Below are 13,812 nucleotides of genomic sequence, written 5' to 3'. Positions count from 1 at the left end.
TGCATTTCGCCGATTCGGCGCCATTATAACTGGAGCTTCTCCCGGTATTTCGACACGACGCCTATTCGAGAGCGAGTTAACAGGAGATTTTACCGTTCGGTTTTATTCCAGCGGCCCGGCAGGATTCGGATGCGTCGGGCGCGGAAACAAAAGGTGCTACTTGCTGCATCCTACAGCGTACATTTCAATCATCCGAACCATGAGATAGAAAGACCGTCCAGGAAAAACGTTCGGACGATTCTTTGGGTGCAAACCGATGCGCTTGATCATGGAAAGGGAACGGGGATTAGGCTCCAACCGTCGGCGAGTCGCGTTGTCTTGATTCGATCTTAGGGCCACAATACGACTTCAAAGGCGACGCGTAAATGTTCCGTCCTCCCTATTTCCTTTCCGGTTCACTAAAAATCCCCGTCGGCCGAAGACGGCTGGACGGGGATTTTTTTAGAGCTGTTTTTTCGCCGATGAGGATTGGTCATCCTTCAGCTGTTTGTCGATCTCCTCGGCCAGAGCCGATAAGGCTGCCATGACTTCAGCCTCCGTCGTCGCAGTCAAAATGCTTGTATCCGTCATTCGTGTCTTGCCTAGAGCCGCGTTCCGATAGACGATCGGCTTGACGGCATAATTCAATTCTTCGATCAAGACATCCATTCCCGGCATGCTGTGCTGCCCCGATTTGGCTGCGGCCGATTTCACGGTCAGCATTTCCGTCTTCCCCCACTCCTTCTGAAACGGACTGTCCGGATTTAAAATCGCATCTTTGACGAATTTCCAAGCCAGCTCCTTCTGCTTGGAGCTTTCCGCTAGGGACAGCATGCTATAATAAACCGCATTGGCCTTTGTTTTCTTCTCCCAGAAAGGCAGTGCGGCAATGCCGAACTTTCCCGCCGTTGTTTGATTCGATTCCAAAGGGTAGAACATATTGGCTGCAGAAACGCCCATGCCCGCGGAAAAAGCACGCATTTCGGCATAAACCGGGTTTCCCGCAGCGGAAACGCCTTTGCTTGCTTTGCTCGTATTCATATAATTCAGCAGCTTGGCGAACGCCTCCGCGATAGGCTTGCTATTCATATAACCGCTTACCTGATTGCCGTCGGGCGCCACAACGCTTTGTCCGGTGCTCTGCGCGATCGACTCGAACATCTGCAGATCCAGCGGAACGATGCTCCCGTAACGTTCTTTCCCCTCGACCCGATTGGCCGCCTGCAGCTTGATCGACTGATTCAAAAACTGATCCCAGGTCCATTCTTTCCCGGGATAAGGCATTCCGGCTTTGTCAAACCATTCCTTGTTGTAAAATACGGCGAGCGGAAACGGGTTCAGCGGGATGCCGATCAGCTTTCCTTTTACAGTCGACATTTCAACGAGCTTCTCGTACAGGTCGTCCGTCGTCATTTTATGCGATTTAAACATCGGCAGCAGGTCGGCATAAGCGAATTGCTCGACCAATACCGAGTCGTAACCGGCATAGACGAGATCGATCGGTTTATTGCTTTGGGCTCTTTCCAAAAGGGCCGTTCTGAAGCTTTTTGTCGCGTCGAGCTTCTCTACGGTTACTTTAACCCCCGGATTCGCTTCTTCAAACCGCTTGGCGCTATTCTCGAACGGAGTCGTACGGTTTTTGTTCCCGTCCTGCATGACAATAGTGATTTCTTTCGTTCCCGAAACGTTTGAGCTTGGTTTGTCCGCTCCCAAGGAACATCCGGTTATCGCGCTCGCGGCAAGAACAAGCGCGCCAGCTGCTGCGAAAGGGTTCAATAAGCTTCACACTCCTTCAAACTGTTTTTGCTTGAAGATGATTCGAGGGCGAGCCGCGTAAATGAAACGGTTTCATGCACCAATGTTTACCATCATTGTACCAAGCTGGAGTAAAGCTCACAATCCCAAATTCTTTGGGCGACAAACCATTTTGAGGAGCCTGCGCTTAAATTGAAAAAATAGACGGGATTCGGATCCGGCGATTCACCTGTGGCGTTTCTTGTACAGCAAGTACAGCATGTACGGGGCGCCTACGATCGCGATCAGGATTCCGCAAGGAATCTCGATCGGTCTCAGCATGATTCTGCCGAACAAGTCGGCCAGCATCACGATGAGCCCGCCCATCAATGCGGCCGCGGGAATCAAACGGCGGGATCCCGCACCAATCAAATATCTCGACATGTGCGGGGCCATTAAGCCGACGAAGCCGATCGTGCCCGCCATCGCGACAGCCGAACCGGCCAAGCTGATGCCGATCAAGAGGAGAATGCCGCGGCTCAGCTCCAATCGGCTTCCAAGACCTCTCGCCATGTCGTCTCCCAGCTGAAGCAAATCAAGCTGCTTCGCGAGCAGCAGCGAGAGCGGCAGCAGCGCAAGCAGCCACGGCAGAAGGGGCCAGAAATGCTCCCAGCTGCGGCCGTACACGCTGCCGGTCATCCAGACGACGGCCGTCTTGGCATCGTTGATTTTCCCGATCGTAAGCAAGAACGTTACGATCGCGCCGGCCGAAGCGGATATGCCGACGCCGACGAGCAGCAGCCGAACCGGGGACAGCCCGCGCCGCCATGCCAGAACATAGGACAAGGTGCCGGCCGACAAAGCGCCGGCGAAAGCGGCGACGGGCAACAGGGCCACCGGTATGGAAGGAAACACGATGATGGCGGCAACGGCCGTCAAGGAAGCTCCCGCATTCAGGCCAACGACACCGGGTGCCGCGAGCGGATTGCGGGTAATGCCTTGCAGCAGCACGCCGGACAGCGCCAAGCTTGCTCCAGCCAACAAAGCGACAAGCGCGCGCGGCAGGCGCAGCGTATGAACGACAAACCCGTATTGCGGATCGCCCCCGCCGGTCGCCGCGCGCAGCGCATCCCCTACCGGGATCGGATAATCGCCCAGCACAAGATGGAGCAAAAGCACGATCAGATTGCATACGACTAAAGCGGACAGAACGACCGGCGTTGAACGATAAAGCGACGCATAACCGAAAGACGTCATCGGCTAGTTTCTCCTTTGGGCAAGATAAATAAGGAACGGCGCGCCCAGCAGAGCCGTTACGATACCGGCCGGCACTTCCTGCGCCGGTACGACGAAACGGGCCGCAATATCCGCCAGCAGCAGCAGAACGGCGCCCATAACGGCGGAGTAAGGAATTACCCAGCGATAATCCGGTCCGACTAATGAACGGACGATATGCGGCACGGCGAGCCCGATGAAGCCGATCGGACCGGCGATGGCCACGGACGAGCCCGCGAGGAACACGACCGCCAAGAGGGCGGCCGCCTTGACCCAGCCCGTCCGCAATCCGAGACTGAGAGCCGTATCCTCGCCTAAACTGATGACATTGATTTGCTTGCTTATCGCGAGTGTCCCTATGATCCCTAACGACATGAATGGAAGCACTTGAATAAAGAGCTCGATATTCCGCCCGGTCAACGAGCCGGCCAGCCAGAAGCGCATCGTATCCAGCGACTGCTCGTCGAAGACGAGAATTCCTTGGGTAAGCGACGCGAATAGCAGATTGACGACCGATCCCGCCAGGATCAGCTTGATCGGGGTCAGCCCCCCGCCTATCGCGCCCAGAACATATACGGCTGCGCCCGCCAGTCCCGCTCCCAGGAAGGCATACCCGATATGCCCGCCGGCGGAGACGCCGCCCAATACGAAAATATGCAGCACAACGAGCAACGCCGCGCCTTGGCTCACGCCGAACAGCTCCGGTCCTGCGAGCGGGTTGCGCGTAATCGCCTGCATGACGGCTCCGGCCATGGCCAGGGACGCGCCGACCATCAGCGCGATCAGCGCCCGGGGCAGACGAACCGTACGAATAAGCAGATGCTCGCGCGACTCGCTATCGAAAGCGGTAAGGGCGTCCGCGACGACCGACGGCGGAACGGCCGTCTTGCCGAGAGCGATGCTGCCCAACAAGCATAATGAAAGGAGGAGAAGTCCGAATACAAGTCCTGCCGCCCGCATGTTCAACCCGCCGCCCCCCGCATTATGGAGCCATAATCCGTATCAGATCGTCCAGCATCAAGTTAACCGACTGTATGCCGTGACCGCTTAACCACGTATCGGAGCTCACCTGATGAACCTGGTTGCTTTTCACCGCTTTGAGCGTACCCCATATCGGGTTTCCGCGGATCTTGTCACGAAAGTAGGCAAGCTCGTTCTCACGGCCGAACCACAGGATGACATCGGCATCGAGGTCGGCGATCTGTTCCTCGGTAATGCTCAGATGCTGTTTTCCTTTGACGTTCTGGGCGGCCGGACGCGTCAACCCCGCTTCGCTTGCGATAGCCCCGCTGAACGTCTCCGGCAAATACACCCGTACATGATCTTGCCGCGGACGAAGGAGCGCAACCTGAGACGGCTTCGTCCCCCGTTCCTTCTTGAACTTTTCGACCCGCTGTTCGTATTGCTTCAGCAGCTTATCCGCTTCTTCCGTTTTCCCGACAGCCTCCGCATGCAGCTTCAGATTGTCTTTCCACTGCACGCCGACGTTCTCGATGAACACCGTCGGCGCAATCTTTTTCAGCTTGTCGTAAACCGCTTCTTGCTCCACCTTCGTTCCGATAATCAGATCCGGGTTCAGCTTCGCGATCGTCTCCAGATTCGGCTGGGCGATCGTTCCGATATTGGCGATCCCCTCCGTCCCTTTGAGGTAAGAAGGAAACGGCTCGTTCAAAGCAGCGACGGATGCCGCTCCGATAGGCTTAACGCCCAGCGCGAGCAAGTTATCAAGCGCCGCATTATCCAAAACTACAATACGGCTCGGTTCGGCGGGAATCGCAATTTCCCCCATCGCATCCTTTATCTTCTTGGTCGCAGCTGTCGAGGCCGAACCGCTAGCACCGGCCGACGGCTGCCCGATCGTTGCCGATGCGGCAGAAGTCGGGGAAGCCCCTTGTCCGGCAGGCTCGTCCTTGCTTCCGCACGCGGAGACGATCAGCAGCAGGATTAGAAGAAATCCCGAAGCCGATCGTTTAATGTGCCGTTTGGTCAAAACGCTTGTCATGGAATACCCTCCTGTCGTGTCGATTCCCCCATGATGTTGTTGATATTGAGAATCATTATTAATTATAGGATTCGACATTCGGGATGTACATGACGGATTCTATCCAAAATTCATATCGGATCTTGTTCGGTTCGATGTTGATGACGAAGTGGAATTTGAATATAATTGAGAATGATTATCAATCGATGATTCGAAGGATGAGGTATCGTGAGAACGACTCCCTTACTGCTGCTCTCCTCTATTTTTCGGCGACAATATGCGGGAGGCGGGCCCCGATCGTTCGGCCCCCTCCCCGCCCCGGCTCTTCTTTATATCACGCAGGGCGAGGGCTTGCTCCATTGCGGCGATTCGTCGGATGCGATGAAGCCGAACCGGTTCTGTCTGCTCGTACCCGGCATGCCGATCAATGTCGAGCTCCATGCCGATTCCCTCGCCTGCTATATTCTATTTCTTCGCCGACTCGATATTTCGAGAGATGCCGCCCTGCCCGGTTCCGATCCGTACCGTTCGCTATGGCCGCTGTCTCCGGGCGTTGTCCCGCTTCATTCCGATGCGGTCGCCTTGGAACGGGTAGAATCTCTGTATGACGCTTATCGCGCCGGGGCAACTTCCGCTTTTGTGCGGAATGCGATGTTTCAGGAGCTCGTTCACTTCATGATCCGGCATAGCGTCCCCCGGCCGGAGGCGGAGAAGCGGCAGCTGCAGGTTAAGGGGATTTATCCCAGCATCGACTATATGCACAACCACTATCAGGGGAAAGTGACGCTGGAGACGTTGTCCGAAATCGCCGGATTCACGCCTACCTCTTACTCGCGAGAATTTAAGAGATTGAAGGGGACTTCGCCGATCGATTATTTGAACGGCCTTCGGATCGCCCATGCCAAAAACATGCTTCTGGAGAAAAAGCATTCCGTGAAGGAGGTATCGGCTGCGAGCGGCTTCGGCAACGAATTTTACTTCAGCCGGATGTTCAAGAAGCATGTCGGGATTTCCCCCACCATGTATAGGAACCGGAAAGACATTCGCGTGGCCGCCGTCTCGTGCCTGCGGTTTCACGAAATCCTGCAGTCGCTCGGGATGAATCCGGTTTATGCCGCCAACTGCCACCAGACGAAAACGATGAACGAGGAGGAGCACCGGGAGCTGCTCGGGAAGCACCTCAACCGCATCCGCGAGACGGAACCCGAGCTGATCATCGCCGACCACTATCATCTTCCGTACAAGAACCAGCTAAGTCGGATCGCCCCTACGCACATTCTCGATTATTGTATGGATTGGCGGACGGTTAACCGCCGTCTTGCAGAGCTGATCGGGAGAGAAAAGGAGGCCGCCCACCATATGCGGTTGCTGGAGCGCAGGCTTCGCGAGGCCAAAGAGATTTTGAGCCGTCGGTTCGGCAACCAGACGGTCACGATCATGCGGGTCGTGCATAAGCTGATCCGTATTCAAGGAGCCGGCCAACATCCAACGAACGAGTTGATCTACTCCGAGCTGGGCCTGAAGCCCGGCTTCTGCGTGCCGTCCAATCTGATGAATGTGGAGTTTTCGCCGGACAAATACCCGAATCTGGGCACCGATCATCTATGGGTCCAGAACCACTTTTACGATCCCGAGGATGAAGTCGTTTATCGGAGCATTCAAGCCTCCGCCGAATGGCACTCGATGAAAGCGGTAAGAAGCGGCAACGTGCGTTACATCGGCAACTGGTTCGGCATGAGCTGGTCGACTACAGGGAGAATGCGGATCATCGACGAGCTGCTGAATATGTAAAGGCAATTGCCGCTTTTGCACGCTACCCGATAAAAGGAGCAGCACCGACTCTTTAGCGCGATCTCCCGCGATGTCCAGGCTTGGCGCTGTCCTTTTTGTTTAGAAAATACATGCTGTTGCCAAACCCGAAATCGGTTTCGGCCGGCATACGCGTAAAAAAAAATCGCTTGATGGGCATTGAATGCCGTCAAGCGATTTGACGCCTTACATCAAATCAAATATTTACCCGTGATCGACTGCTCCGCATGGACGATCTGAGCAGGAGTGCCCTCGAACACGACCCGGCCGCCTTTGCTTCCTCCGTCCGGCCCCATATCGATGATCCAATCCGCTTGGCTGATGACCTCGAGATTATGCTCGATGACGATCACCGTATTGCCTGCATCCACCAGTCGGTTCATGATCCCCAGAAGATGGCCGATATCCGACATATGCAGGCCGGTCGTCGGCTCGTCCATCACGTAGATGCTGCCCTTCTTATACAGCTCGCTGGCCAGCTTGATGCGCTGGCATTCCCCGCCCGAGAGCGTGCTGAGCGGTTGGCCGAGCGTAATATAGTTCAGCCCCACGTCACTCATCGCCTGGAGCTTGCGCACAACCTCTTTTAGCTCGAAAAACTCCAAGGCCTGCTCCACCGTCATCTCCAGCACTTCCGCAATGGACTTGCCGTTCAGCTTGTACGCGAGCACCTCTTCCTTGAACCGTCTGCCTCCGCATACTTCGCACGGCAGCTTCACGCTGTCGAGAAATGCAAGGTCTGTATAGACGACGCCCAGCCCTTGACAGTTTTCGCAAGCCCCCTTGGAGTTAAAGCTGAACAAGCCTTGGTTCACTTTGTTCGCGGCTGCGAACGCCTTGCGCACATCGTCCATAATGCCCGTATAAGTTGCGGGATTCGAACGTGTCGACACTCCTACAGCCGATTGGTCGATGACGATCGCATCGGGATGCCGGCCGAGGAATATTTCGTTGATCAGCGTACTTTTGCCCGAACCGGCTACACCCGTAACTACGGTCAGCACTCCGGTCGGAATATCGACATTGACGTTCCGCAGATTGTGCAAAGTAGCGTCCTGGATGGACAGCTTGCCGGACGGCTGCCTGCAATCGCGCTTCAGCTCGAGCGCCCGCTTCATATGGGTGCCTGTCAGTGTTCCCGACTCCAGCAGGCCTTGATAGCTTCCTTCATACATGATGGTACCGCCGCGGCTGCCGGCGTACGGCCCGACGTCGACGATATGATCCGCCACCTTGATCACATCGGGATCGTGCTCGACGACAATCACGGTATTGCCTTTGTCGCGCAGCTTCTGAAGCAGTCCGTTTAACCGGTGTACATCGCGGGGGTGCAGGCCGACGCTGGGCTCATCGAAAATGTAGGTGACATCCACCAGACTGCCGCTCAGGTGCTTCACCATCTTGACGCGCTGCGACTCGCCGCCGGACAATGTATCCGTCTCGCGGTCCAGCGTCAAGTAGTCAAGTCCGATATCGACCAGATGCTGCAGCCGCTCCGTCAGCGACTTGACGATCGGCGCGGCGATCGGGTCGTCAATCTCCCGAATGACGCGGATGAGCTGCCCGACCTCCATGGCGGACATCTCCGCAATATTGAGTCCGTTGATCCTGCATCCGAGCGCCGCCTGACTGAGCCTCGCGCCGCGGCAGCTGGTGCAGGGACCCTCGGAGATGTACGGCGCGACCGCTCGTTGCGTGCGCTCGGACATCGTCTTCACATCCCGCTTGATGTACTTGTTGGTAAACTTCTCGATGACGCCTTCCCATGTAATATTCATGGTTTTCCCGCCGAACTGCATCTCCACTTTCCTCGCCTTGCCGTACAGCAGCAGGTCCAGTTCCTCGTTCGAATAATCGCTCAGCTTCTTGTCGGGATCGAAAAATCCCGGCTGCACGATCATGTTCCATTCCCAGCCGTCCAGCGAGTAGTCCGGCAGCAGGATTGCCCCTTCATTCAACGACTTCGACATGTCGAGCGCCATGCTCATCTCGACACCGAGCCGGCGCCCGATCCCGTTGCACTCGGGACACATGCCCTGAGGATCGTTAAACGAAAACATGTACGGTTGTCCAACATAAGGTTGACCCACTCGGGAGAAGAGAAGACGAAGAATGGGGGAAATATCGGTAATCGTGCCCATCGTGGAATGGGAACCGCCGCCCAGCCGCTTCTGATCCACAACGACAGCCATGCTCAGGTTCTCGATCGCGTCTGCATCCGGTTGCGGATAACGCGGCAGAAAATTGCGGACGAACATGCTGAAGTTTTCGTTCAGCAAACGCTGGGATTCGGAGGCGATCGTATCGAATACGATCGATGACTTGCCGGATCCGGATACTCCGGTAAAAATGGTAATTTTGCGCTTGGGAATGCGTAACGATACATCTTTCAGGTTATTTTCCCGGGCGCCGCGGATTTCTATATACTCTTGGATCATAAGATACCTCCCTTGACTCGTATTATAATCCTTATCGGTTGAAACGCCGCAAGAGACCGATTAGTTCGTACAGCCGTATGGATGTCGCGCTCCTATTTGGACACCGAATGGTGACGTTTTGATTATAGGTTGCCATTTGGCGTTATGTCAAGCCATACATTAACTCATCAAGCGGATGACGAATTGTTCAAAACAATTTCTATAATGCATGATAGGCAATAGAGAAAAAAAACCTAGAATATAGAGCAGCGACGGTACTCCCTTAAATCTCCCCGCCTCCCCGGCGTCCACTTTGATTTTGCAGACGAGCCAATGTACGATCGCCATAATCAAAAGCCAACTCATGATGGACAACCAATCGCCCAAAAGCAGCGTCGTATGCCTTGGGTCCCGTTCCGGCGGAAACGCGAAGGAAATCGCGACCAAGACGCCGAGCACGATCGGCAATGTCTTCTTTGAGGTCCGTCTTCCCAACGGCTTCTTGAACCGTTCGCCTTCGTACTCTTTCAGCTCTTTAAGCCAAGGAACGATCTTATAGACGGACCAGCCGTGGGCTGGAGTAACTTCTTTCATTGTAAGTAAAAACCCCATTATAACGATGATCCTGAAAACCACTACGGAAGAATGGGAGTGCCATAAAGCGACTTCGGCAAGCACAATACATATCAAACCTGCGATAATGATGCAAAATAATTCAAATAACCTTAATCTCCGCAAACGACTGCGATCTATTGTCCTCACCGCCATCCTACATAAAGTTATTGACGATCAATATCCGATAGCGGGCGCGAGGGCTGCCGATCCAAACCGGCAGCCCTTCCCTTCCCGTCGGACCGACGGGAGCCATCTATTTACTTTCCTGACTTTCCTTGCTCTGCTCCTGCGCCTGCTTCGCCTTCGTCAGCTCGACTTGTCCTTTGTCCTGTATCGTTTGCAGCGCGTCGTCGAGCGACTTTTTCCCTTCCAGCGCTTCTTTGAATTCCGCTTCCGCGATCGGATACAATTGACCGATAAAGCTATTCGGCACGTTCGACAACGCTTTGCTTGCGGAAGACATTCCGCTCTTGCCTTTGTAAAACGCCTCGATGTTGCGGCCTTCCGGATCTTTCAAATAGGCTATGCGCGAGGTCATGCTGCCCATCGCCGGCGATTTCGAAGTCACCCGGGCGTACTCGTCGCCGCCCACGTATTTGACGAATTCCCACGCCGCACGCAGGTTCGCGGATTGCGCGTTAACCGCGAAAATTTGATTGACCGAAATCGTGGCTAAGTTTTCCGGATTGCCCGGATCGGCCGGAAGCGAAACGAGATCCCATTGCGGCATACTTTCCTTCAGGAGCGCCTTTGCCTGCTTCAACGAATCGATAAAATAAGTGCCGTTGATCGTCATCGCCGTTTTGCCGCCGATAAACGGATCCTGCCTGTAATAGTCTTCCATCGTTCCGCTGCGGAATTGTTGATCCGATTGGTAAATCGCCTTCGACTTGAACGCGTCCAGCGCCAGCTGAGCCGTCCTTTTCCAGCCGTCGCTCTTCAACGTCAGCGTCGCACCGGTCGGATCGACATAGCTGAGCCCTTTCGTCGTGCCGAGCATCAGGATGAACCGGAAAACGCTGTCCCTCGTATTGAGACTGAGTCCGTACGGACGGTTCGCCTCGCTGCCGGTCGACGCGAATCGTTTCGCCAGCTCGATGGTTTGCTCCCAGGTCATTCCGTCCTGCGGATGCGGAACGCCCTGACTGTCGAACAACGTTTTATTGTAGAACAGCGCTTGCGCGCTGAATCCGGGGGCCAGTCCGTACAGTCTGGCGCCGCTCCGCGATTTGATCGTCTCGATCACGGAAGGCAGTATTCCGTTCAAATCGAACTTGTCCTGCTTGATGACGGAGTCGAGCTCGTACAACCGTCCTTCCTCCGCCAATTTTTCGTACTGGTCGAGCGTCAGCAGCAGAACGTCCGGCTTCTGCTCATCGATAAATCTATACAATTCTTTGTTGTAGTCGGTGTCGGGGCCGTACTTAATAGCTCCCTGCGTCGATGCCACCTGTACGTCGATATTCGGGTATTTGGCCGAAAACAACGCCCCGTACAGTTGAAAAAAATATCGCTCGTCAACCGTGCTCATCACTTTGATCGTCGCCTGCTCGTCCTTGCCGAGCTGCTTCAGCTTCTTCTCGTCGCCTCCCGCAGCATTGCAGCCGGCCAGCACGGCGGCCGCCGCGGCCAAAGCCGCCGCCCCGATCGTCGTCCGTCGTTTCAACGGGTTCTCCACCTTTCGTTCCGCGTTCTTAGTCTATTCGTTCAACCATTCATAGACTTACAGATTCAGCTTACCAAGATCATATGTAGAAATCAAACTTTTACCATTTCAGGAAATAATGTTTCAGAACCGTTAAAACTTCGCTCCCGCCGCCTTCTCGATCGCATCCTTGAGCATCATGTAAGCCTCGCCGTCGGTGAGCTTCCGCTCGTCCCGGATCATGGCGACCGTTTCCTTGGTCAGCAGTCCTCTGCTCTCCAGCTCGGCTCGGGCGGTTTCGGCGGCGGCGTCCAGGCCGAGTCCCTTCGCGATGGTCAAGCTTGCCTGCTGCAAGGAAAGCGGCTGCTTGGCCGGCTCGGCGATCTGTTTCAATGCGGCGGAAGGGTCTCCTTGAAAAGCCGTCTTATACGTCCGCCTGATCTGATTCACTTGATTGACCATCCGCTGCGCATTGGACGGGTTGTCCAGCTTGAACGCCTCGTTGCCGTACGAGCCGACGGCGATTCCCGTATAAACGGCCATCTTCAGCCCCTCATACGCCGGATGCTTCATGTACGGCTGCGGCTCCGGCGTATACGGCGCGAGCTCCATGCCTTGATCGACCAGACGCTTCTGCAGCTCGGCGATCAGCGGCTTCGATTGCGACAAGTCGGCGAAAGACATGTTCCGTTCGACAGCCAGCTTGACCGCGGCCCCGGCCGCTTGCCCCTCGGCCATGCCGAGCGGAATGACGCGCGCGCTGCCGTGCGCCAGCGTATCGTAGCTCGCCGAGCGTCCCACGACAAGCAGGCCGTCCACATGCAGAGGAACGATGCTGCGGAAAGGCACCGCATACTTGAGCGGATGGACGACAACCGCACCATTGTCGGACGGCGACGTCCGCTGAATATCCTCGGGATAGGAGCCGAACGCGATCCGGTCCCATTGGTCCGCATTTTCCAGCAAATCGATGACGCTGAGCCGGTACAAGCCGATCAAATGCCTCGTCTCGCGCACGTACAGCTCGGGAGCGATCGCGTCCAGCTCGGCGTTTTTAAACTCCTCGAACTGCTTCAAATAATCGACGACGTGCGGAATTTCCCGCTTGTCGATTTCCAGCCCCTCCCGCCGCGATGCCTCGCTCAACCCGTCGACTCCGAAAATTTGCAGCGCATTGATCAAAATCGTATCGTCCAGCTGGCGGCCTATATTGAGACCGCGCATTTTGGTCCGTTCCTTGTTGAGCGGCTCGTAATCTTTCATTTCGTTGCCGTAGCCCCAGGCGGACATTTTATCGACGCCGGTATTGCTGTCGCCGTCCTCGTTCAGCCGTTTGGCGATCCGTTTCCATGCTTTGTCGTCGATATGCTTCAAGCGAAACACGGCGGTTACGGCCATCCGCGAGTTTTTGTCGCCCAAATCTTCGCGCCCGATCGTAAACGAAGCCCCTGCGGCGGCGGCTATGTCCGCATCCTGCGTGGCGTCGATCACCGCCTTGGACTGCACGCGCTGCTTGGAGCCGTCGGCCATCGTTACGACGACGCCCTCGACCGTATTCGACCGGTTGTCCTGCTTGACGATCGGCTCGACGGCGGCGGCCTTCATGTACAGGTCGATGCCGCTTTCCGCCCGAACGAGATTGTAGAAAGCGTCCGCCGCCGTAACGACGTCGAAAGAATGGCCTTCCGTCTTCTTGTACCATTCCGTAAAAATGCCTTTGTTCAAATAGTCCCGCTCCTGCCCCGGCAACGGAGTCGACGTCCGGTCCCAGTTCATATCGATGCTGTTCAGCCAGCCGACAGTCATGAGTCCGCCTAACACATCGCGTCCCCGGCCGTCCACAAGAAGCGTACGCAGTCCGTTGCGAGCCGCCGAAACCGCCGCCGCGATTCCTTCCGGATCGGTTCCGACTACGACCAGATCGTAGCTGTCTTTCGGCGCTTCGACGGATACGACTTCCTGCGGCACCTTCTTGACGGCGTTCGCCGAATGCGCAGATTGGGTCGGTAATGCACCGCTGGAACGCCGTTCTCCCAATTGCCAGCTGTACAAGCCGGCCCCGATTCCCAGCAGGGCGACCACCAGGATGATCATTGCAAATAGCCATTTTTTCGACATCGGAACACCTCGTCATGATGATTATGCTTCGGAACACGGCCTTCGCCTGCAGCCGGGCCGCAAATCCTAATGCACGTACCCATTATAGGGCGTAAAAGTTAATGCCTCATTTTCGCTCGCTTATGGGCCGCTTAAAGGATCCTTAAAAAAAATTAAGAGTTGGGCGACAAGCTCTGAACGCCGACCAAAACAAAGAGGCCGACCCGAACACGCTGGCCGACCGAAAGATGATGAAGTCC

General features: G+C 55.6%; 9 protein-coding genes. 1 reads left to right on the top strand and 8 read right to left on the bottom strand.

All coding sequences use genetic code 11. The annotated features are described in order from the left end of the window. Positions 1-441: 441 nt before the first annotated feature. The 4 genes from PV407_RS02965 to PV407_RS02950 all read right to left on the bottom strand — a co-directional run bounded on the left by PV407_RS02965 (position 442) and on the right by PV407_RS02950 (position 4,990). Positions 442-1,635 carry an ABC transporter substrate-binding protein gene (locus PV407_RS02965; RefSeq protein ID WP_332088375.1) on the bottom strand — a complete coding sequence of 398 codons (1,194 nt, stop codon included), beginning with the start codon at positions 1,633-1,635 and terminating at the stop codon, positions 442-444. 324 nt (positions 1,636-1,959) lie between these two features. Beyond that, positions 1,960-2,970 (bottom strand): FecCD family ABC transporter permease, encoded by a 1,011-nt coding sequence (locus tag PV407_RS02960; RefSeq protein ID WP_332088374.1) that lies wholly within the window; start codon positions 2,968-2,970, stop codon positions 1,960-1,962. Between the two features lie 3 nt (positions 2,971-2,973). Further along, the gene (locus PV407_RS02955; RefSeq protein WP_332088476.1) at positions 2,974-3,948 is read right to left on the bottom strand and encodes a FecCD family ABC transporter permease; all 975 of its coding nucleotides are present in this window, start codon (positions 3,946-3,948) and stop codon (positions 2,974-2,976) included. A 22-nt stretch (positions 3,949-3,970) separates the two neighbouring features. Next, positions 3,971-4,990, bottom strand: a complete 1,020-nt coding sequence (locus PV407_RS02950; RefSeq protein ID WP_332088373.1) for an ABC transporter substrate-binding protein — start codon at positions 4,988-4,990, stop codon at positions 3,971-3,973. A 654-nt stretch (positions 4,991-5,644) separates the two neighbouring features. On the opposite strand from PV407_RS02950, the gene PV407_RS02945 reads away from it, so the two are divergent. Then, positions 5,645-6,760 (top strand): AraC family transcriptional regulator, encoded by a 1,116-nt coding sequence (locus PV407_RS02945; protein ID WP_332088372.1) that lies wholly within the window; start codon positions 5,645-5,647, stop codon positions 6,758-6,760. Positions 6,761-6,969: 209 nt separating this feature from the next. On the opposite strand, the gene PV407_RS02940 is transcribed toward PV407_RS02945, so the two are convergent. The 4 genes from PV407_RS02940 to PV407_RS02925 form a co-directional block, all read right to left on the bottom strand. Then, complete coding sequence (locus PV407_RS02940) at positions 6,970-9,216, bottom strand: excinuclease ABC subunit UvrA (protein WP_332088371.1); 2,247 nt, start codon at positions 9,214-9,216, stop codon at positions 6,970-6,972. A gap of 159 nt (positions 9,217-9,375) precedes the next feature. After that, on the bottom strand, positions 9,376-9,789 hold the full coding sequence (locus tag PV407_RS02935) for a hypothetical protein (RefSeq protein WP_332088370.1): 414 nt from the start codon (positions 9,787-9,789) through the stop codon (positions 9,376-9,378). Between the two features lie 274 nt (positions 9,790-10,063). Beyond that, positions 10,064-11,476, bottom strand: a complete 1,413-nt coding sequence (locus PV407_RS02930) for an ABC transporter substrate-binding protein (RefSeq protein WP_332088369.1) — start codon at positions 11,474-11,476, stop codon at positions 10,064-10,066. A gap of 132 nt (positions 11,477-11,608) precedes the next feature. Beyond that, a complete protein-coding gene (locus tag PV407_RS02925; protein WP_332088368.1) occupies positions 11,609-13,573 on the bottom strand; it encodes an FAD-dependent oxidoreductase in 1,965 nt (654 codons plus the stop codon). Between the last annotated feature and the right edge of the window lie 239 nt (positions 13,574-13,812).

Source organism: Paenibacillus sp. GYB003, assembly GCF_036577625.1.
Taxonomy (GTDB): domain Bacteria; phylum Bacillota; class Bacilli; order Paenibacillales; family NBRC-103111; genus Paenibacillus_AB.
This window is presented reverse-complemented; position numbering and strand designations above follow the sequence as displayed.

Bases quoted from the DNA above. Each gene is read 5' to 3' on its own strand.
- PV407_RS02940 (WP_332088371.1), bottom strand. From the start codon at position 9,216: ATGATCCAAGAGTATATAGAAATCCGCGGCGCCCGGGAAAATAACCTG.
- PV407_RS02955 (WP_332088476.1), bottom strand. From the start codon at position 3,948: ATGCGGGCGGCAGGACTTGTATTCGGACTTCTCCTCCTTTCATTATGC.
- PV407_RS02925 (WP_332088368.1), bottom strand. From the start codon at position 13,573: ATGTCGAAAAAATGGCTATTTGCAATGATCATCCTGGTGGTCGCCCTG.
- PV407_RS02960 (WP_332088374.1), bottom strand. From the start codon at position 2,970: ATGACGTCTTTCGGTTATGCGTCGCTTTATCGTTCAACGCCGGTCGTT.
- PV407_RS02965 (WP_332088375.1), bottom strand. From the start codon at position 1,635: ATGCAGGACGGGAACAAAAACCGTACGACTCCGTTCGAGAATAGCGCC.
- PV407_RS02950 (WP_332088373.1), bottom strand. From the start codon at position 4,990: ATGACAAGCGTTTTGACCAAACGGCACATTAAACGATCGGCTTCGGGA.
- PV407_RS02945 (WP_332088372.1), top strand. From the start codon at position 5,645: ATGATCCGGCATAGCGTCCCCCGGCCGGAGGCGGAGAAGCGGCAGCTG.
- PV407_RS02935 (WP_332088370.1), bottom strand. From the start codon at position 9,789: ATGAAAGAAGTTACTCCAGCCCACGGCTGGTCCGTCTATAAGATCGTT.